This is a genomic window from Microbacterium sp. NPDC055988 (assembly GCF_042269505.1).
Taxonomy (GTDB): domain Bacteria; phylum Actinomycetota; class Actinomycetes; order Actinomycetales; family Microbacteriaceae; genus Microbacterium.
This window is the reverse complement of sequence record NZ_JBHJXY010000001.1, coordinates 2547227-2566677: the sequence shown is the minus strand read 5'-3', so window position 1 is coordinate 2566677 and position 19451 is coordinate 2547227. Positions and strand designations below refer to the sequence as shown.

Below are 19451 nucleotides of genomic sequence, written 5' to 3'. Positions count from 1 at the left end.
ACGCCGCGCTTCGTCAGGCCATGCACCGGGTGCGCACCGAGGTCGACAAGGCGGTCATCGGCCAGGCCGGCACCGTCACCGGCCTCCTCGTCTCGCTGCTCGCGCGCGGCCATGTGCTCCTGGAAGGAGTGCCCGGCGTCGCCAAGACGCTGGTGGTCCGGTCGTTCGCACGTGCCCTCGGCCTCGACACGAAACGCGTGCAGTTCACGCCGGACCTGATGCCGGGCGACGTCACGGGTTCCCTCGTGTATGACGCTCGCACGGGCGAGTTCGACTTCCGCGCCGGCCCGGTGTTCACCAACATCCTGCTCGCGGATGAGATCAACCGGACGCCGCCGAAGACGCAGGCCGCCCTCCTCGAAGCCATGGAGGAGCGCCAGGTGTCGGCCGATGGTGTCAGCCGCCCGCTGCCCGATCCCTTCCTCGTCGCGGCGACCCAGAATCCGATCGAGCACGAGGGCACGTACTCGCTGCCCGAAGCGCAGCTGGATCGCTTCCTGATGAAGCTCGTCGTCGGCATGCCGGAGCGCGACGCCGAGGTGTCGGTGCTCCGCCGGCACGCCGAGGGCTTCTCCCCGCGCGAGCTGACGGGCGTCGAGGCCGTCGTCTCCGCAGACGAGATCCGAGCCGCGCAGCAGGCCGCCGCCTCGGTCGACGTCACCGATGACGTGCTGGGATACGTCGTCGATCTGGCGCGCGCGACGCGGCAGTCCCCCTCCGTCGAACTCGGCGCCAGCCCCCGCGCCTCGACCGGCCTCCTGGCCGCCGCCAAGGCCTGGGCGTGGTTAAACGCCTCCACCGCGGTGACACCCGATCACGTGCAGACGATGCTCGTGCCGGTGTGGCGTCACCGCCTCCAGCTGCGGCCGGACGCCCAGATGGAGGGCGTCTCCGCAGACGCCGTGCTCACCTCGGTCGTGCAGCAGACCAGGGTTCCGATCTAGGTGTTCATCACCGGTCGTCTCGCCGTCGCCCTCGCCGTCGGCGTCGTCCCGCTGGTCCTCGCCGGGCTCGCGGGCTATCCGCCGTACCCGGTGCTGGGCGCCTGGATCGGCCTATGCATCCTTCTGGTCGTCGTGGATCTCGCCCTCGCCGCGAGCGCCCGGTCGGTGACGGTCAGCCGCCGGTTGCCCAAGCGCGCACGGCTCGGCGAACAGGTTCCGGTGAGCGTCGCCGTCCACAACCACGGTGCCAGGGCGCTGCACGCGGTGATCCGCGACGCCTGGCAGCCCACGGCCGGCGCCCCCGCCGAGAGACAGCAGCTGCGGGTGGGCCCGGGCGAGCGCGGTCGCGTGGCCATCCCGCTCACTCCGCGCCGACGCGGAGAGCTCGTGAGCGAGTTCGTTATGGTCCGTTCGCGCGGGCCCCTCGGTCTCGCCGGTCGACAGGCACGGCATCCGGTCCGAGGAGCGATCCGTGTGCTTCCCGCCTTCACCTCGCGAAAGCACCTCCCGTCGAGGCTGGCTCGGCTGCGCGAGCTGGACGGCAACACGAGCATCCAGGTCCGAGGCCAGGGAACCGAGTTCGACTCGTTGCGCGAGTACGTCCGCGGCGACGACGTGCGTTCGATCGACTGGCGCGCGACCGCGCGCGCCGGCACGACGATGCTGCGCACCTGGCGACCCGAACGCGACCGGCATGTCGTCATCATCATCGACACCGGTCGGACGGCAGCCGCACGCGTGGGCGACGGCACCCGGGTCGATGCAGCCCTCGAAGCGGCACTCCTGCTGGCAGCCCTCGCCTCTCGGGCGGGCGACCACGTGCACCTGCTGATGTACGACCGCGTCGTGCGCGGCCGGGTCACCGGCGTCGACGGCTCGGCACTCCTGCCGGCGATGAGCGACGCCATGGCGCCCGTGCACGCGCGTCTGGTGGACACCGACTGGCACGGCGCCTTCGCCGCCGTGCGCACGCTCACCACGCGACCCTCCTTGATCGTCGTGCTCACGGCACAGGACGCAGCCGAATCCGCTCGCGGCTTCCTCGGCGCCTTCCCGACCGCGTCGCGTGCGACCACCGTTCTCGTCGGGTCCGTCACCGACGACGGCATCGCCGCGCTCGCGCGTGAACGCGACTCTCGCGAAGAGGTCTATCTCGCCGCTGCGGCGGAACGCACGCTTCGCGACGCCGAGAACGTCGCGGATGCGATCCGCAGAGCGGGTGGCGAGGCGATCGCCGCCGATCCGGAAGAACTCCCGCCCCGCATCGCCGACCGCTATCTGGAGCTGAAGGCGGCCGGCCGGCTCTGACCGCTGCCGGCTCTGACGGTTCGCGATCAGCCGGTCATCAGCCGGCGATGAGTCGAGGCGTGCCCGCTTCGTACTCGACGAGGTCGCCGGTCTCGCCGCGTCGATGCGCCCGCCCCCCGATGACGAGCATGTAGATGAGGAACACCGCCAGCGCGGCAGCGCCGATGCCGATCTTCACCGGCCACGGCAGTCCCCAGCCGGTCACGAAGCCCTCCACGAGCCCGGCGAGGAAAAGGGCGAACACGAGACCGAGTGCGACCGTCGCGAGCGATCGCCCCTCTTCGGCCAGCGCCTCCCCGCGGGTGCGGTGTCCCGGAGCCACCCAGGCCCAGAACACGTGCAGACCGGCGGCGGCCGCGACGAAGATGCAGGTCATCTCGAGCATGCCGTGCGGGAGGATGTAGAGCACCATCAGGTCGGCCTTGTCGTGCGCGGCCATGACCGCGCCGGAGGTTCCGAGGCCCATGGCGTTCTGCACGAGCATGTACACCGGCCAGATCCCCGTGACGCCGAAGAGCACGCATTGCATGGCGATCCAGGCGTTGTTCGTCCAGACCATGCCCATGAACTCGGCAGCGGGGTTCTCGGTGTAATAGCCCGTGAAGCTCTCGTCGGCATACTGTTCGAGCTGGTCGGGCGGTCCGAGAGTTGCGATGAGCGCCGGGTCGCTCGCGATCCACGCCGCCGTGCCGACCGCGACGGCGATGAAGGCGAGAGCGATGACCAGGGTCGTCCACCGCAGCCGGTACAGGGCGGCCGGAAGCTGCAGTCGGAAGAACCGAGCGGTCTGGGTGAGGATGCTGTCGGATGCTCCGGTGAGGCGCAGTCGGGCGCGGACCAGGATCGTGGAGAGGTAGGCGCCTTGCGGGGAGTCGCCGACCGACGTCTTCAGCTCGGCGAGATCGGCGGAGGCTGCGCGGTACCGCACGATCAGTTCGTCCACGCCGCTGCCGTCGAGCCGGGCTCGGCTGAGTTCCTCGAGCCGTTCCCATTCCGCACGGCGAGCATCGGTCAGCGCATCGGCATCCACCTGATTTACTGTACTCATGTCCGTCCCGATCGACGTCTCCGACGAGGTGCTCTCCGGCGAAGCCGTCGCGATCGACGTGCAGCCGGTCGGCTTCCTGCTCCGCGCTCTGGGCGCCGCGATCGACATGCTCCTCGGATACGCGGTGTTCATCCTCTGGCTCTTCCTGCGCATCTGGCTGCTCGATGCCGGCGTGCTCGACGATGCCACCGACCGCATCGCCACGGTCGCCGCGATCGTCGTGAGCTTCGTGGTGCTCCCCATCACGATGGAGGTCGCCCTCAAGGGCCGCAGCCTCGGCAAGCTCGCCGTCGGAGGGCGGATCGTCCGCGTGGACGGCGGTGCCGCCGGGTTCCGGCACGCGTTCATCCGCGCGCTTCTCGGAGTCCTCGAGATCTACATGACCTTCGGCGGCATCGCGGTGCTCACCGGCGCTTTCACGGCGCGATCGCAGCGCCTGGGCGACCTGGTCGCCGGCACGTACAGCCAGCGCGTCCGCACTCCTGCACTCCCCTCGCACATGCCGGTACTGCCCCCGGCTCTGGCCGGCTGGGCGCAGATCGCCGACGTGGCGCGCATGCCGGACCGCCTCGCGCGCCGGATCTCGCAGTTCCTCGTGAGCGCGCCGCGGATGGTCCCCGTCGCTCGAGCGCGGGTGGCGCACGATCTGCTCACCGAGGCCACGCCCTTCGTCTCGCCGATGCCCTCAGCCCCGCCGGAGCAGGTGCTGGTGGGCATCACCGTCCTCCGGCGGGAGCGGGAACGGCGCGCGCTGGAGAATGCCGACCGTCGAGCCGAGCGCCTCACCGGCCGACGCGTCGGGGTCTGATCCGTCGCAGCGCGACCCTCGGTCGCGGGAACGCTCAGTAGCGGTAGTGCTCGAGCTTGTACGGTCCGTCCACCGGTACGCCGATGTACGCCGCCTGCTCATCGCTGAGAGTGGTGAGCCGCACTCCCAGTGCGTCGAGGTGGAGGCGGGCGACCTTCTCGTCAAGCGCCTTCGGGAGGACGTAGACGCCGGTGGGATAGGCGACGATGTTCGTGAAGAGCTCGAGCTGCGCGAGCACCTGGTTGGTGAACGAGGCGCTCATGACGAACGACGGATGCCCGGTGGCGTTGCCCAGGTTCATCAGGCGCCCCTCGCTGAGCACGAGGACGCTGCGTCCGCTCGGCAGACGCCATTCGTGCACCTGCGGCTTGATCTCGATCTTCTCGGCGCCCTCGATGGCTTCGAGGCCCGCCATGTCGATCTCGTTGTCGAAGTGGCCGACATTGGCGACGATCGCAAGATGCTTGAGGGCCTGAAGATGCTCGGTCGTGACGACATCACGGTTGCCGGTGCCGGTCACCACGATGTCGACCTCACCCGCGACGTCGATCAGGCGTGCCACCTGGAACCCATCCATCGCCGCCTGCAGCGCGCAGATCGGATCGACCTCGCTGACGATCACCCGGGCGCCCTGTCCGCGCAGAGCCTCGGCTGCCCCCTTGCCCACGTCGCCGTACCCGCACACGAAGGCGACTTTGCCGCCCATGAGCACATCGGTCGCGCGGTTCAGCCCATCCGGGAGGGAGTGCCGGATGCCGTACTTGTTGTCGAACTTGCTCTTGGTCACCGAGTCGTTGACGTTGATGGCCGGGAAGAGCAGCTCCCCGGAGGCGGCGAGCTCATAGAGACGATGCACGCCCGTGGTGGTCTCCTCCGTCACCCCGATGAGTCCGGCCGCGAGCTTCGTCCAGCGATCGGTCGACGACGCGAGCGAACGGCGCAGCAGATCGAGGATGACCGAGTACTCGTGCGAGTCGGAGTCCGTCGTCGCCGGGACAACGCCCGCCTTCTCGAACTCGACGCCCTTGTGCACGAGTAGCGTGGCGTCGCCGCCGTCGTCGAGGATGAGGTTCGGCCCGTCGAATCCCGTCGACGACCAGTCGAAGATGCGCTCGGTGCACGCCCAGTACTCGTCGAGCGTCTCCCCCTTCCAGGCGAAGACCGGCACCCCCGCCGGGGCGTCGGCCGTGCCGTCAGGTCCGACCACGACGGCGGCGGCTGCTTCGTCCTGGGTCGAGAAGATGTTGCAGCTCGCCCACCGCACCTGGGCGCCGAGCGCCACGAGCGTCTCGATGAGCACGGCCGTCTGCACCGTCATGTGCAGCGAACCCGCGATCCTGGCGCCCCTCAGCGGCTGCCCGGCACCGAACTCCTCCCGGAGGGACATCAGCCCCGGCATCTCGTTCTCGGCGAGCCGCAGCTGGTGACGGCCGGCTTCGGCGAGCGACAGGTCGGCGACGCGGTACTCGAGCTCAGGCATTTTCGTATTCTTCCATCACGATCAAGCCGGCACAGCGTGTGCGTCAGAAGCGGATGGCGTCGATCACCTTCACGCGCAGCGCGACGAGTGCGGGGATGAACCCCGACACCGCACCGACGATCACGGAGGCGACGAGCCCGACGAGGGCTGCCCGCATCGGGAACGGCGGCACGTCCTGGATGCCGTAGAACATCGAGGTGACGACCCAGTCGGAGCGCAGCACCGCGACGACGATAGCGATCCCGATCACACCGGCGACCGTCGTGGCGACGAGACTCTCCAGGAACACCGCGAAGAACACGCGCCCCGAGCTCGCACCGAACGCACGGCGGACTCCGATCTCGCGGACGCGCTGGCGCATCGCCACGAGCTGGATGTTGATCAGGCTCAGCGCACCGAGCGCGAGGATGAGAGCGGCGATCCCGCCCGTGATCATCTCGAATGTGGCCTGGACGTCCATCGCTCCCGGTTGCGCCGCCCAGTCGGTGCGGCTCACCGAGACCGTCTGGCCCTCGGGCAGTCCGGCGCGCAGGTCCATCGCCAGCACCGGGCCGATCTCGTCGGCCTGCTGGGCTCCCACCCAGACCTCGTACTGCGTCATCGCATCGGGCGGCAACGCATCTACGCGAGCGCGATACACGTCGTAGAGCAGATCGACCCGCAGTTCCTCGTCGCCGAACCCCTGCCGCGGGACGATGCCGATCACCTGGTAGGTGCCACCGGCCGGACCACCGAACACGACGGTCGGATGCTGCGCCAGCGGCACCCGTCCGAGCCGGTCCCACAGCGCTTCTGTGATGACCACCGGTGGGGCCAGGGCCTCGACGTCGGTATCGAGGAACCAGCGTCCCTCGAGAAGCTGCTCGCGGTGGATCTGCGAGAAGGCCGGATCCATCACGCGCGCCGGGACCGGGGTGATGCCCTCCGGAAGCTGCGCGTCCATCATGATCCCCTGCGCGATGCGCGCCGTGTGGCTGAAGCCGAATCGTTCCGAGACGCGAGTGAAACGAGCATCGAAGTCATCGGGATCCACGGGAGAGCCGTCGCCAGTGCTCGCCGCGACGACGAGGGTGGCCACACGCCCTCCCCAGCGGTCGGACTGCTCGGCCTGGAACTGACGCTGGTACTCCGAGATCGCCACGACCGCCGTGAGTGCTCCGACCGACACGGCGATGCCGATCAGGCTGAGCAGCACACGGAGCTTGTGGACGCGGATCTCGGCCCACGCGTCGGAGAGCGCGCCGAGGAAGCCCGTCATCAGACGACCTCGGACGCAGCGGGCACGGCCACAGGCGGTGCCGGAGCGGGGGCCGCGGGCTGCGCCGGAGCGGCGGGCACGGGCGCTGCGAGCGTCGAGGCCTCGAAGGCACGGCTGAGGTCCGCGGTCTCCAGACGCCCCGCGTCCAGTCGGTAGTGCCGGCGCGCGCGGGCCGCGACGTGGAGGTCGTGCGTGATGGTGACCAGGGCGGCGTCCGTCTCGGTGGCGACCTCGTCGAGGAGCGACATGACCGATGCGCCGGTGTCGATGTCGAGCGCGCCGGTGGGCTCGTCGGCGAGGATCAGGACGGGTCTGCGCACCAGCGCCCTGGCGATCGCGACACGCTGCTGCTCACCACCGGAGAGCTTGTCGGCGATCTGGCCGACCCTGTGGCCGAGTCCCACCCGCTCGAGCATGTCCGCGGCGATCTGCCGTCGGTTCCAGAACGTCTTCCCCTTCGCATGGCCGAGAGGCATCATCACGTTGTCGAGTGCGGTTCGCCCCGGCAGCAGGTTGAACTGCTGGAAGACGAAGCCGACGTTGTCGCCGCGCAGCCGATCCAGGCGCCCCGACCGCATGCGACGAACCTCTCGCCCCTCGAACGAGACCGAGCCGGACGTCGGCGAGTCCAGCATCCCGAGGATGTTGAGCAGCGTCGACTTGCCCGAGCCGGAGCGGCCGACGATCGAGACGTGGTCACCCGCGCCGACCTCGAGAGTGATGCCGCGGAGGATCTCGAGCTGCGAGTCGTCGGCGAGGAGGACGCTCTTGGTGACGTCCTCCAGAGCGACCAGAGTCACCAGCTCATCCCGCTGTCGCACTGCTCCACGCCCGGGGAGACCTCGTAGCAGAACTCCTCGACCGGGGCTACGAAGCCCGGCACGAACTGGCGGATGCTCTCGCCCTCCTCCAGGCCCTCGGTGACCTCGACGATCGTCCCGTCGTTCACCCCGAGCTTCACCGCGCGCTCCTCGGGCTCCGCACCGTCGGCTGCATCGACCCAGACGTTCCCTGAGCCCGCGCCGCCCTGGACCGCGGTGACCGGGATCACGAGTGCATCCTCGACCTGACCGAGGGCCAGATCCATGGTCGCGGGGAGCCCGGCGAAGACGGTCTGCCCGGCGGGGATCGCGCAGCGCACACTCGCCGTGCCCTCTGCGGTGACCTGCACACGGACGCCTGTGCAGGCGAACGGCGCCGGACCACCGGTGATGGTGACCGTGGCCTCACTCGGAGCGTTGACGAGCCGATACAGCTGCACGGGGTCGACGGTCGCGAGCAGGTGGTACCGCGCGGGCGTGAGGCTGAAGATCTCGGTGCCCACCGATGTCGGCTGCCCCTTCACGAGCGCGATCTCGGACACGTCGCCGGCCTCTGACGCGAGCACATCGATGTCCTTGCGGGGATCTTCCTGGCGGATGGTGAACAGCTTCTGGCCGGCTGATACCGCCGCGCCCTCACTCACGTGTACGGCGGTGACCGTGCCGTCGATCTCGCTGCGCACCCCGAAGATCTCATCGCGCGCGACGTTGCCCGTCAGGCTCAACGCGTTCACGACGGATCCGCGCTCGACGGCCACGACCGGATCGGTGATCGCCGCTTCCGGGCTGACCATGCTCTCGGCTCGGTCGGGGAAGAAAGCGATCTTGACGAGTGCTGCAGCGCACGCGCCGATGACCACGACGAGAAGCAGGGGGAAGATCCAGCGACGCCAGACGATCACGAATGCCTTTCCGGCAGCGCCGCCCTGGCACGCCTGGAGTCAGCGTATCCAGAAACAGTTTTCCCGCTATCGCGAAGGCGACCGCGTGTCGGCGCGCCCTCAGGCTCGAAGTGCTTCGTGCCTCACGACGAGCCAACCCGCCGGCACCGAGAGTCGATCGGCATGCGGCGAGCACAGGTCATGCGCCTGCGGGTCGTTCGCTGCACCGAGCGGACCGAGTGCCGCCATCTTGTCCCCATAGTCGTAGGTGAGGGTGGCCACGGCTTCTCGCGCGCAGCCGACCTTCGAGCACAGTCGTCCGTCCATCTCCGTCAGCGTACGGCTCGCACGCATCCGAGCCGGGGATGCCGCGCCGCGCACGTCGGCACCGCCTAGACTTTCGACATGCCCCGTCGCCGCGCCGCTCACGCCTCTGCCGCACCACGGCGCGGTGCGCGGCACGGCCGCCACGGACGTCTGGGCCGCAGCGAGGTCGTACGTCCCCCTCTCGCGCCGCTCGACGGCCGTCTCGATCGTTTCGATCTGACCGTCGGAACCGCCGTCGAGTTCTTGCGCGGGACCTGGCCGGAACTCCAGGACGTCCGGTTCGAGATCGGCGCGATACCGGCGTTCGAAACGACCGATGCGGTTCCGCGTTGGCATCTCGATCGGGAGAACCGGCGCATCGTGCTGTTCCGGCTGCCCATCGAGCGCCTCCTGCCGCCGGGGCACGACGATGCCGCGCACCGCCGCATGGCGATCGAGAGCGCGGTGTTCCGGGCGGCTGCGGAGTACGTCGGCCGCGAACCGTGGGATCTCGGCCACGAACACTGAACCCGCCGATCTCCCGTCCGGAGGATCGATCAGGGGTAGACGGTGATGGCCTTCTCGACGCCGGCACTCGCCTGCACCGGCAGCACCGCGAGTGCGCCCGAAGCGGTGAGCGCGACAGCCGCGTGCACCGCGCCCGTCGACTGCATCCGATAGGTCGTCCCGGTCTCCACATCGACCCCGACCGTCGCGCCTGCGGCGACGACGACATCCTGGGACGCGCCCCCGTCGAGCGGCTCGATCGTCACCGTGGTGTCCTCCTCCGACGAGTTCGCCAGCTGAAGTCGGCCCGGCGGACCCGACGGTACCGCGAACACCACCTCGCCGTCGATCGACGGTGCCGGCGTGACCCATGCGAAGTCGGCATCGCGCCCGAAGCCGTCCTGCTGTCGCAGTGCCGCCAGGACAGGAGCGTCCGCCTCCACCTCGACGGTGTAGCGGCCGGGTTCGAGACCGCTGAGCGCGACCTGCGCCGGGAGATCGGGCTCGAGCGGAACCGTGAACTCATCGGCTGCCGAGCCGGGCCCCTCCGCGACGACCCGGACCTGCACGCGCGCGTCCGCGCCGGGTGAGAGCAGCCGCAGCACCGCCATCTCGTCGTCGTCGCCGTCGGAGCCGAAGACCTCCACCCCCGTGAGGACCATCTTCTGCTGCGGGCCGGGCACCGCATCCTGGAGGTCCAGGCCTGCGGGATCCAGCACCTGCGTGAGCGACGACTGCAGCACCGCACGGACCGGAGCCCCGGTCGCATCGACGCGGACGACGGGCGCCGTGTCGCCGGCGGCGATCGAGGTGAGCGGCAGCGCGGTCTGCGTGCGCGCGGGCACGATGACCGTGCGTGTGCTTCTGGCCTCTCCGTAGACCGTCAGCGTCACGGTCGAAGGGACCTCCGCGGCATTGGTCAGGATCACGATGTCCTCGGTCCCCGTGGCGGTGCTCCCGCCGACGAGCCAGGAGTTCAGCCGGGGAACGCCACAGGGGGCGGCCGCGTACCCGGCGAGGTCGTCCGTCGTGAGAGCGATCGACTCGGCGGCGGCGATGAGCGGCGCCGAGCGTCCTTCGACGGCGCCCGTGAGCACGCGCACCTCGCCCGCATCCGGAAGATCCTGCACCGCCAGAGCGGCCGAGGACGGCTCACCCGACGTGCCGCCTGCGGTGAGGGTCGGCGACCCCGCAGAGCTCAGCGCCAGCGGGTCCATGGCCTCGCGACCGAGCGCGCGCAGGTCTCCGTTGCACACCAGGACGCTGTCTCCGGGGAGCGGCGTGACGTCGACGTGGGCGGCATCATGCCGGATGACCGGCCACGGTGCGTGCACCGCGGCGACGACGCCGACGACGCACGCCGCGATCACGGCGACTCCGGTGGCGAGGCGAGCGCCCGTCGCGGCCACCTTGAATGCGCGCGAACCGCTCATCGGTCCCTCTCCCCTGCCGTCTCGGATCTCTCATCGTCGGCGACCGTCGGCGCGTCGGCGGGCTCGGACGGCTCAGCCGGCTCTTCGCCGACGGGCTCGGGCTCGGCGATCGGCACCAGCGCCTCGTCTGTCAGAGCAGCCTCGTCCTGCGGCTCCTCGATCGCGCCGACCGGAGTCTGCTCCTCGAGCGGAGACCGGTCCTCCGCGTGCCGGGGCAGGATCATCGGCTCATCCGGCGCGCGTCCGACGATGCGCGACTGGGCTCGTGCCGCGCGCCGCGATGCGCGAGTCGGGATCGACAGCAGCAGTGCCACGAAGACCGCCAGCAGTTGGATCGTCAACACGAGGCGAGCGCTTCCCTCCTGAGCGGACGTCAGGGTCGGCGGCGCAGCGACCTCGGCTTCCAGACGCCAGAGCACCCCGCGATCGCTCTCCCCCGCATGCACCAGCCCGGCACGCTGATCGATCGAGGCGACGGCCGCGGCGCGGAGCGTGCGAGCCTTGTCTCCTTCATCTCCGGGCAGCTCCGCGAGCAGTACGTAGCTGATCCCCTTCGCCGCCAGTTCGCCCGGGGCGTCGAAATCGCGGGCGGAGAGGAGATCGACGGCGAGCGTCGCGACGTCGTCCCCCTGCGGCTCCACGGCGGTCGAGACCATCGTCGTCTGGGATCCGAGCGTCTCGCTCGCTCCCCAGACCACCTCGACCGCGAGTCCTCCGTCGTTCTGCGGCGTCATCACGAGCGTCGCGAGCGGACGGTCCCCGGCCGCCTGGGCGGCGACATAGGCAGGCAGAGTCGATTCGGGGCCGTTCGTGAGGACGGACCGCTGTGCGTGGAATGCTGTGAGCGCCGGCACGGCGCAGATCCCCAGCGCGACCGCTGCAGCGACCGCGGAGAGGACCCGGAGCCTCGGAAGCGTGATGGCGGTGTCCAGAGTGACGAGCGCCGCACCCACCACCCCGACCCAGGCCAGGCTGAGCCCCGCCCCCGGCCAGATCGCCACGCCCGCACCCTGGGCGAAGCTCACCGTGATGCCGACAGCGAAGAACGCCGTCGCGAGACCGGCCAGAGCGACGACGAGCAGCGTGATCCCCGCGCGCCACCGAGGGGCGACGGCCGCTCCGAGGGCGAGCAGAGCCATCGGCGCACACAGCAGCGGTGCCCACGCGGCGATCGGTGCGGGAACGAGCGACGCCCAGCCAGCGAGATCCGTGGTGGGGAATCCGATCGCGAGCGCCAGCCTGCCTGCGGCGTCCGCGGCCGCCTGCGGGCCCGCCCACACGAGACCGGGGTCTCCCAGGAGCGCCAACGGTGTCCCGTGTGCGAGCTGCCAGAAGACGAGAGGAGCGAAGAGCGCCGCCGTCGGCACGAGCAGCCAGAGCAGACGGCCGACGCCACGGAACTGTCCGGTGCCCAGGACGATGCCCACTGCCACGACCCACAGCAGCGCGAGCGCCGGCGCCAGTGACGGAGCACAGGCGACCACGGCGGCGAGAAGGAGAGAGGCACTTCCCGCCGCTCCCCAGGATCGGTGCGCCACCACAGCGGAATGGAAGAGCCACGGCAACAGGAGGTGCGCCAGCACCGCACTCGGGCGGCCGTCGACGAGCGCCGTCAGGAAGGTGGGAGCCAGTGCCCAGGCGACGCCCGCGAAAATGCGCAGCCCCGCCCGGTCGGTCACTCGGGTCGCCGCGAACCACCCGCCGAGCACCGCGAGCGGAAGCGCGAGAATCCACAGCAGCACCATCGCGAAGGACGGCCCCGCCGGCCACAGCGAGCCCAGCACGGCCACGACCGCGGCGAAAGGATCGGCAGGGCCGACCAGGCCGATCGCCGTGCCGCGCGCACCCCACGCCGCGTCGCTCCAGAGCGCCGAGACGGTCTGACGCAGTGGCAGAAGCGCGCCGCCGCCGAGTGCCGGCCACGCGAGCAGAGTCGTGAAGGAGGCGATGCTCACGACGAGCGCCGCGAGCACGGCCCAGGCACCGCCGCCGGAGAAGAATCGCAGTTCGCTGACGGCGCCGCCTTCGCTGCCGTGCCCGTCATCGAGACGCCGCCGCAGATCGGACGACGTCACCCGCAGCGGTGCGATGCTCGCCCAGGTGGATGAGCGGAAGGCGCGGATGCGCGACCGGGACCGCGCGACAGCGCCGATCCGCAGCATCGCGGTGAGGGCGGCCCCCCACTCGGGGAGGACCGCTTCCGGCCGCTTGCCGACCAGGTGCGTGATCGAGCGCCACAGCGCGAGCGGGAGCAGGCTGAGCCAGTGCAGCGGCACGGCGGCCGCCGGAGCATATGCCAGTCGCCGGTGCAGTTGTGCCAGCCGGGTGACGTAGGCGCGTCGGGATCGGCCGGAGGGCAGCGCGGCCGGACCGTCGGGTGCTGCGGATATCCGCGCACTCGGCGAGAGCACGAGCCGCCCCCCGCCGAGGCGTGCGCGGACGCCGAGGTCGAGCCCCTCGTCGGCGCCGGCGAGCGCCGGGTCGGGCCGCAACGCGTCGCGGACCTCGCCGCGGATGAGGATGCCGCGCACGTCGGAGCCGAGCGCGTCGTCGATGCGATCGTGCTGTCCCTGGTCGAGTTCCCCTGCCGCGAGTTCGACCGATCGTCCGAAAGTCGTCATGCTGACTCCGAGCGAGACGATCTCCCGATCGTTGTCGGTCGCGACGAGTTTGGGAGCGACGATCGCCGCGGACGGCGACCGCTCCAGCGTGCCGCGGAGACGCTCGAGTGCCCGCGGATGCGGAGCCGTGTCCTGTGCGAGCAGCCAGATCGCCGACCCCTCGCTCACGCGCGGGCGCGCGAGTTCGACCGCTTCGGCGAACGATGTCGTCGCGCGGGCTTCGATGATCCCCTCGACGACGGCTCCGACGGCTTCACTCTCGCGCAGGGTGGAAGCATCTCCGCACATGACGAGCGTCACGGCCTCTGCGGGTGAAGTCTGGGAGCGCACGGCGTCGAGAGTGCGGAGGAGTTGCGCGCGGGATGAGGATCCGGGGCGCGCGACGATGATGGCGTGAACTCGGGCTGGCATGACGTCGTCAGCCTATGCGCGTCGGGACCGGCGCTGGAGCAGTGGATGCGGCGCGCCTGCGAAGCGATGCGCCAACGACCTCAGCGCGCGTGACCGCCTCGGCCGATCAGCTGGCGCGGCGCTTGAGCTTGCGGCGCTCGCGCTCGGAGAGTCCGCCCCAGATGCCGAAGCGCTCATCGTTGTTGAGCGCGTACTCGAGGCATTCGCTGCGGACGTCGCAGGTGGTGCAGATCCGCTTGGCGTCTCTGGTCGATCCGCCCTTCTCCGGGAAGAAGGCCTCGGGATCGGTCTGCGAGCAGAGCGCATCCGCCTGCCAGGCGAGGGCGTTGTCATCGTCGGCGGCGTCCGTGCGCCGCACCCCGGGAACACCGAGGTTGATCGGATCGACGAACCAGTTCTCCGGTACGTCGGAACGGTATCCCGTCATCTCGATCTCCAACCCTGTCTCCGCCCCCCGGCGGGCCGTGCGCATGACTAATTACACCCGTGTCATTCGCTCCGGTCAAGTCGCGGATCGTAAACCCTCAAGCGACTCTTGAAGGTTCATGGCGATCCTTCGGCGTGTCGCGGTGCGGCGAACGCGACGCGCTCAGAACCCCGGGCCGGCCACGAACGCCTCGCCCTCGCCGGACACGGTGAGCGTGCGCTCGTCGCCGCCGGCGAACGCCACGGTTCCCACGGGGACCTGCACTTCCGCTCCGGAGGAGGAGCGGACCGTGATGGTCCCGGCGGTCGCGAGCACCATCGTCGGTCCCGAGATCTCCACCGTGACCGGAGCCCCATCCACCGCGATCCTGCTGAGCGCGAAGTCGGAGACGGGAACGGGATAGGCCGTGACCGCGTCTGCATCCTCCGGCCGCAGCACCGGCACCTCGCCGGGCGTCGGGTCGAGGATCGCGAGAAGTTCGGGGACGTCGATGCGCTTGGGGGTCAGTCCACCGCGGAGCACGTTGTCACTCGCCGCCATGATCTCGACGCCGAGGCCCGCGAGGTAGGCATGCAGAAGACCGGCGCGCAGGAACACGCCCTCCCCACGTCGCAGCACGACGTGGTTCATGAGCAGCGCGACGACGACGCCGGGATCCCCCGGATAGTTCGCGGCCACTCCCGAGATCGCGCGCAGCGTCGCGCCCCGCTCCCCCGTATCGGTGCGCTCCGCTGCGCGCACCACCGCGGCGATGATCTCGTCGACTTCGTGCTGCGCGTCACCGCCGAGCAGCCAGCCGATGGTGTCCCGCAGCGCATCGGCTCCGCCCGCGAGCCGCGCGCGGAGCTGCACGACGCCGTCGCTGTCGTCCACCAGGTCCAGCAGCTCGAGCGTGTCCGCCACCGGACGCAGGCCGCTGAGCGATTCGAACCGCTCGCTGAGCGCCACGATGAGCTCGGGCTTGTGGTTGTCGTCGCGGTAGTTGCGCTGCGGATCGTCCGCGGCGAGTGCACTCTCTCTCGCCCATCCCTCGCGCGCCTGCGTGATGGTCGGGTGCACCTGGATCGAGAGCGGCCGCCCCGCGGCGAGGAGCTTCAGCAGATACGGGAGGGTGCCACCGGTGATCTGATCGAGGGTGCCGCCACCCTCCACGTCTGCGGGGTCACCGGGATGATCCCCGAACCACACCTCCGCTTCGGGAGCGCCGGTCGGCGTGCGCCCTTCGAGTCCGGCGAGGAGAGAGTCGGATCCCCAGGCGTAGTCGCGGGGTGCGTTCGTGAGGCTCAGCAGCATGCCACCAGCGTAGAGCCGCACTGCGGCGTTCAGGCACGCGCCGAGCGCGGCGCGGTAGCCTGAACGCGATGGCCCAGTACACCAAGCACCCGGTGACAGCCCCGCCCACGGCGCCGGAGCGCGAGTCGACGGGGCACCTTCTGCTGCGCGGCTACGTGATCCTCGTTCTCATCGTGACCTTCGCGCACACCGCGGTGTACAACCTGGTCGGCATGGAGGGCGCCGCGGTCACCCTCGTCGTCTTCACTCTCGCGACGCTCGGCATCGGTGTCCCGATGCTCGCGCGCAACCGCCCGCAGCCGTTCCGCTGGCGCCGCCTGCCGTGGACGGCGATGGGATACACCACCCTTGCCCTGGTCTCGGTCGCGTGGTCCCAATGGCGAGGACCGACCCTGATCACCTGGGTACTCCTGGCCGCCGTCACCGTGAACGGTCTGTTCATCGCCCACGTGCTCACCTGGCACGAGATCATCCGGGCACTGTCCTCCGCCTTCAAGTGGATCCTCGGGTTGTCGCTGGCGATCGAGCTGTGGGTCTCGCTCGTCCTGCACGGGCCGCTGCTGCCGAACTTCGCGACGCTGCCGGACGGCGAGATCGACCCCCAGTGGTACTGGGTCCGAGACAACCTGTTCGACGGCGGAAGGATCCAGGGGATCGTCGGCAATGCCAACCTCCTCGCGATCATCTCCCTCTTCGCGATCATCACCTTCGGCGTGCTGTTCGCCGCTCGCGCGCGCTGGCGCACCACGCTGGCTCTGTGGATGGTGCTCGCGGCATACTTCCTGCTGCGCACGTCGTCGGTGACCGCGCTCGCGTGCGCGGCTGCCGCCGCACTCGTGCTCCTGGTCGCCCTGCTGATGCGCCGTGCCCGCACTCCGGGGGCGCGCACGCGGATCTATGTGACGGCGATCGGCGGCTCGGCGCTGGCCGCCGCCGCGGTCTGGCTGCTGCGCGAGCCGCTGCTCGGACTCGTCGGGCGCAGCTCCGACCTCACCGGGCGCTCCGATCTGATCTGGGCGAAGGTGCTCGAGCGGGTGCGAGAACACCCCCTCTTCGGCAACGGGTTCTCCAGCCCTTGGATCCCGACGGACCCGGCGTTCGACCGCTGGATCGTCGATCACGGCATCACCGTGTTCCACGCGCACAACATGTGGCTCGACGTGCTGTTCCAGCTCGGCGTGCTGGGCGTGATCCTGATGGGGATCGCGTACCTGAGCCTGCTGTGGCGCTCCTGGTTCTTCGCCGTCGACCGGCCCCGGTGGGATCTCCACGCCAAGCGGCCGTTCTCCCCGCTGACCCTGCTGCCGAGTCTGTTCACCGTGGTGCTGTTGGTGCAGGGATTCTCGGAGTCGACGCCGATCATGCTCTGGGGCTGGATGCTCCTGGTGCTCCTGTCCTTCAAGCTGAAATCGGTGCCCCTGGTGGGTGTCGGGGAACGGGATCTGGTCTTCGAACGCGGCACGCGGCAACGGCGGGTGCCGTGACGTCGGCCCGCCCGCTGGTCCGGCTGCTCGGTTCGGTGGAACTCGCGCGAGCCTTCGCCCTCGCTGCGCTCACCGCCATCTTCGGCTCGTACGCGATCGGACGGATGACCTCGGCCGTCACTCTGGCCACCATCATCGCGGTGCTGTGCGTCCTGGGCGCGGCGATCCTCTGGGTGCGACGCGACGAGCTCTCGCCGTTGCGGATCGCTCCCTCGTCGCTGTTCGCCTTCCTCGGTTGGGCGCTCGTGAGCATGGTCTGGACCACGGATCGCTCGGATACGTTCTTCGGGTGGATGTCGTTGTTCGGCTACGCGTTCCTCGCGATCACGATCGGCCACATCCGCGACACGCTGCAGACCGTGCGTGCCATCGGCGACACACTGCGCGTGCTGCTAGCCGTCTCGCTCGGCGTGGAGATCCTCTCCGGGGTGCTGCTCGACCTGCCGTTCACTTTTCTCTCGATCCAGGGCAACCTCGCCGCCGGCGGCCCGGTGCAGGGCTTGTTCGGCAGCCGCAACATGCTCGGGTTCGTCGCCGTGATCGCCCTGATCACTTTCGTGATCGAGTGGCGGACGCAGTCTGTGAACTCTCCCCTCGCCGTGGTGTCGATCGGTCTCGCGGGGTCGCTCGCCTTCCTCTCGGCCTCCCCCACGGTGCTCGTGCTCGCCGTCGCCGTAGGAATCGTCACGCTCGCTCTCACGATCGTGCGGCACACGTCGCCGGCGCGACGCAATCTGGTGCAGTGGATGCTCGGCATCCTGGTCGCGCTCGCACTCACGATCGCGTTCGCACTGCGCCATCAGATCATCGCGCTGCTCGACGCCGGCTCGGACTTCTCGATGCGTGCGTCGCTCTGGAACACGATCCTCGACTTCGTCGCCGTCAAACCGATCCAAGGGTGGGGCTGGTTCGGCGACTGGGCGCGCGGCGAGTACCCGTTCACGTACATCAACTTCCAGCTCGAGGACCATCACCAGAGCGCGTTGAACGCGTTCTTCGACGTGCTGCTCCAACTCGGGGCCGCCGGGCTGGTTCTCTTCCTGCTCCTCGGCGGGGTGGCGCTGATCCGGTCCTGGCTGGTCGCGAGCGTGCGACGCTCGGTCGTCTATGCGTGGACGCCGATCATCCTGGTCACGCTCGCCGTCGACTCGATGTTCGAGAGCTTCACCCTGGTGGGCGCCGGGTGGTTCATGCTCGTGCTGTGCGCGTTGCGCGCTGGGCAGTCGCGCTCCTGGCGGGAGAACATCGACGCCGCCCACACGGGCACGATCCCTACGCTGCGCTCCGAGGTGTGACCAGCCGGAGGACCCCGGCGGTCAGAGCGTGGCGCGCAGCTTCTCCGCCCAGGCGATCGCGTCGCGGACCCCGTCGTCGACCGAGCGTTGTGCGCGCCACTGCAGGACCGCTGCCGCGCGGTCCACGATCGCGAACGCACCGGCCTGATCCCCGGGGCGGCGGTCGGTCTCCGTCACCGCAAGCGGTTCGCCCGTCACCCGCTCGAACGCCGCGACGAGCTCGCGCACGGTCACGCCGTCTCCCGTGCCGAGGTTGATCACCTGATACGGGTCCTCGGGCGTGGCGACATCGTCGAACTTCTGCACGGCCGCGACGTGCGCGAGAGCGAGGTCCCAGACGTGGATGTAGTCGCGGAGACCGGAGCCGTCACGCGTCGTCCAGTCCGTTCCCGTGATCGTGAAGGGCTCCCCGGTCGCGCGCGCCTGCATGATCTTCCCCAGCGCATGCGAGGGTGTCGGATTCTGCAGACCGGTGCGAAGTCGCGGGTCTGCGCCGATCGGATTGAAGTAGCGGAGCGCGATCGCCCGGAAGTCGCCCGCCGTCGCGGCGTCGTCGAGGATCTGCTCGACCATCGCCTTCGTCCTGGCGTAGGGGCTCGACGGCGCGAGCCTGCCGCCCTCGTCCACTCCGTCGCCCGTCTCACCCGCATATACGGACGCCGAAGAGCTGAACACGATGCGCGGGATCCCCGCGTCACGCAGACGCTGGAGCAACACGATCGTCTTGCCCACGTTGGCGTCGTAGTACCCGAGGGGGTCCGCGACCGACTCCGGAACCACGATGCGGGCAGCGCAGTGGATCACCGCGTCGATGTCGGGGTGATCCGTGAGCAGTGCCTCCACCGCGGACCCGTCGGCGATGTCGCCGACATACAGGTTGCGGCCTTCGCCGAAGGACCGGAGCCCCGTGGAGAGGTCGTCGAGGATGACGACATCGATCCCGGCCTCGATGCACGCCGTTGCGACGGTTGAGCCAATGTAGCCGGCGCCGCCGGTGATCAGTACCTTCATCGCGGTCAGTCTACCCAGCGCGTCCGAGGGGACTCGGGGCGACTCTCCGCAGATGCGAAGGTCATCGACGGTAGGCTACTCACTGCTCGTCGAGTCCCGCACTGTCCTCTGACAG

Annotated in this window: 17 protein-coding genes; 6 read left to right on the top strand and 11 right to left on the bottom strand. The window is 69.9% G+C overall.

The annotated features are described in order from the left end of the window. Positions 1-20 precede the first annotated feature (20 nt). Together ACFC14_RS12245 and ACFC14_RS12240 are read left to right on the top strand one after the other, a co-directional pair. Positions 21-944, top strand: coding sequence for a MoxR family ATPase (locus tag ACFC14_RS12245; RefSeq protein WP_240745165.1), 924 nt, complete (start codon positions 21-23; stop codon positions 942-944). Continuing rightward, positions 945-2252 (top strand): DUF58 domain-containing protein, encoded by a 1308-nt coding sequence (locus tag ACFC14_RS12240; RefSeq protein WP_376104746.1) that lies wholly within the window; start codon positions 945-947, stop codon positions 2250-2252. 37 nt (positions 2253-2289) lie between these two features. Here ACFC14_RS12240 and ACFC14_RS12235 read toward each other — a convergent pair whose 3' ends face one another. Then, a complete protein-coding gene (locus ACFC14_RS12235) occupies positions 2290-3282 on the bottom strand; it encodes a stage II sporulation protein M (protein WP_376107193.1) in 993 nt (330 codons plus the stop codon). A 16-nt stretch (positions 3283-3298) separates the two neighbouring features. Between ACFC14_RS12235 and ACFC14_RS12230 the strand changes: the two genes are divergently transcribed. After that, a complete protein-coding gene (locus tag ACFC14_RS12230; RefSeq protein WP_376104743.1) occupies positions 3299-4108 on the top strand; it encodes an RDD family protein in 810 nt (269 codons plus the stop codon). Positions 4109-4142: 34 nt separating this feature from the next. Here ACFC14_RS12230 and ahcY read toward each other — a convergent pair whose 3' ends face one another. The 5 genes from ahcY to ACFC14_RS12205 form a co-directional block, all read right to left on the bottom strand. Continuing rightward, entirely contained in the window at positions 4143-5588 is a 1446-nt protein-coding gene (gene ahcY / locus ACFC14_RS12225) for an adenosylhomocysteinase (protein ID WP_376104740.1), read from the bottom strand. 43 nt (positions 5589-5631) lie between these two features. After that, entirely contained in the window at positions 5632-6846 is a 1215-nt protein-coding gene (locus ACFC14_RS12220) for an ABC transporter permease (protein ID WP_376104737.1), read from the bottom strand. Continuing rightward, a complete protein-coding gene (locus ACFC14_RS12215; RefSeq protein WP_376104734.1) occupies positions 6846-7646 on the bottom strand; it encodes an ABC transporter ATP-binding protein in 801 nt (266 codons plus the stop codon). The genes ACFC14_RS12220 and ACFC14_RS12215 overlap by 1 nt, the downstream gene beginning before the upstream one ends. After that, complete coding sequence (locus ACFC14_RS12210) at positions 7643-8569, bottom strand: efflux RND transporter periplasmic adaptor subunit (RefSeq protein WP_376104731.1); 927 nt, start codon at positions 8567-8569, stop codon at positions 7643-7645. Before ACFC14_RS12210 ends, ACFC14_RS12215 begins: the two co-directional genes overlap by 4 nt. 99 nt (positions 8570-8668) lie before the next feature. Next, positions 8669-8875 (bottom strand): DUF3499 family protein, encoded by a 207-nt coding sequence (locus ACFC14_RS12205; protein ID WP_029261978.1) that lies wholly within the window; start codon positions 8873-8875, stop codon positions 8669-8671. A 78-nt stretch (positions 8876-8953) separates the two neighbouring features. Here ACFC14_RS12205 and ACFC14_RS12200 point away from each other — a divergent pair, with 78 nt between their 5' ends. Next, positions 8954-9382 carry a hypothetical protein gene (locus ACFC14_RS12200; protein ID WP_240745172.1) on the top strand — a complete coding sequence of 143 codons (429 nt, stop codon included), beginning with the start codon at positions 8954-8956 and terminating at the stop codon, positions 9380-9382. Positions 9383-9411: 29 nt separating this feature from the next. Here ACFC14_RS12200 and ACFC14_RS12195 read toward each other — a convergent pair whose 3' ends face one another. The 4 genes from ACFC14_RS12195 to manA all read right to left on the bottom strand — a co-directional run bounded on the left by ACFC14_RS12195 (position 9412) and on the right by manA (position 15546). Next, positions 9412-10794, bottom strand: coding sequence for a DUF5719 family protein (locus ACFC14_RS12195; protein WP_376104727.1), 1383 nt, complete (start codon positions 10792-10794; stop codon positions 9412-9414). Beyond that, positions 10791-13826: a glycosyltransferase gene (locus ACFC14_RS12190; RefSeq protein WP_376104724.1), complete on the bottom strand. Its 3036-nt coding sequence runs from the start codon at positions 13824-13826 to the stop codon at positions 10791-10793. Before ACFC14_RS12190 ends, ACFC14_RS12195 begins: the two co-directional genes overlap by 4 nt. Before the next feature lie 106 nt (positions 13827-13932). Beyond that, entirely contained in the window at positions 13933-14253 is a 321-nt protein-coding gene (locus ACFC14_RS12185) for a WhiB family transcriptional regulator (RefSeq protein ID WP_136043639.1), read from the bottom strand. A 162-nt stretch (positions 14254-14415) separates the two neighbouring features. Then, on the bottom strand, positions 14416-15546 hold the full coding sequence (gene manA, locus ACFC14_RS12180) for a mannose-6-phosphate isomerase, class I (RefSeq protein WP_376104721.1): 1131 nt from the start codon (positions 15544-15546) through the stop codon (positions 14416-14418). A 68-nt stretch (positions 15547-15614) separates the two neighbouring features. On the opposite strand from manA, the gene ACFC14_RS12175 reads away from it, so the two are divergent. Together ACFC14_RS12175 and ACFC14_RS12170 are read left to right on the top strand one after the other, a co-directional pair. Continuing rightward, the gene (locus ACFC14_RS12175; RefSeq protein ID WP_376104718.1) at positions 15615-17030 is read left to right on the top strand and encodes an O-antigen ligase family protein; all 1416 of its coding nucleotides are present in this window, start codon (positions 15615-15617) and stop codon (positions 17028-17030) included. After that, entirely contained in the window at positions 17027-18325 is a 1299-nt protein-coding gene (locus ACFC14_RS12170) for an O-antigen ligase family protein (protein ID WP_376104715.1), read from the top strand. Before ACFC14_RS12175 ends, ACFC14_RS12170 begins: the two co-directional genes overlap by 4 nt. A 21-nt stretch (positions 18326-18346) precedes the next feature. Here ACFC14_RS12170 and galE read toward each other — a convergent pair whose 3' ends face one another. Further along, positions 18347-19336, bottom strand: coding sequence for a UDP-glucose 4-epimerase GalE (gene galE, locus ACFC14_RS12165; RefSeq protein ID WP_376104712.1), 990 nt, complete (start codon positions 19334-19336; stop codon positions 18347-18349). Positions 19337-19451 lie beyond the last annotated feature (115 nt).

What these genes read in the sequence shown, in the direction of transcription:
- ACFC14_RS12245 (WP_240745165.1), top strand. Translation starts at nt 21, where the DNA reads ATGCACCGGGTGCGCACCGAGGTCGACAAGGCGGTCATCGGCCAGGCC.
- ACFC14_RS12230 (WP_376104743.1), top strand. Translation starts at nt 3,299, where the DNA reads ATGTCCGTCCCGATCGACGTCTCCGACGAGGTGCTCTCCGGCGAAGCC.
- ahcY (WP_376104740.1), bottom strand. Translation starts at nt 5,588, where the DNA reads ATGCCTGAGCTCGAGTACCGCGTCGCCGACCTGTCGCTCGCCGAAGCC.
- ACFC14_RS12220 (WP_376104737.1), bottom strand. Translation starts at nt 6,846, where the DNA reads ATGACGGGCTTCCTCGGCGCGCTCTCCGACGCGTGGGCCGAGATCCGC.
- ACFC14_RS12205 (WP_029261978.1), bottom strand. Translation starts at nt 8,875, where the DNA reads ATGGACGGACGACTGTGCTCGAAGGTCGGCTGCGCGCGAGAAGCCGTG.
- ACFC14_RS12200 (WP_240745172.1), top strand. Translation starts at nt 8,954, where the DNA reads ATGCCCCGTCGCCGCGCCGCTCACGCCTCTGCCGCACCACGGCGCGGT.
- ACFC14_RS12195 (WP_376104727.1), bottom strand. Translation starts at nt 10,794, where the DNA reads ATGAGCGGTTCGCGCGCATTCAAGGTGGCCGCGACGGGCGCTCGCCTC.
- ACFC14_RS12190 (WP_376104724.1), bottom strand. Translation starts at nt 13,826, where the DNA reads ATGCCAGCCCGAGTTCACGCCATCATCGTCGCGCGCCCCGGATCCTCA.
- ACFC14_RS12185 (WP_136043639.1), bottom strand. Translation starts at nt 14,253, where the DNA reads ATGACGGGATACCGTTCCGACGTACCGGAGAACTGGTTCGTCGATCCG.
- manA (WP_376104721.1), bottom strand. Translation starts at nt 15,546, where the DNA reads ATGCTGCTGAGCCTCACGAACGCACCCCGCGACTACGCCTGGGGATCC.
- ACFC14_RS12175 (WP_376104718.1), top strand. Translation starts at nt 15,615, where the DNA reads ATGGCCCAGTACACCAAGCACCCGGTGACAGCCCCGCCCACGGCGCCG.
- galE (WP_376104712.1), bottom strand. Translation starts at nt 19,336, where the DNA reads ATGAAGGTACTGATCACCGGCGGCGCCGGCTACATTGGCTCAACCGTC.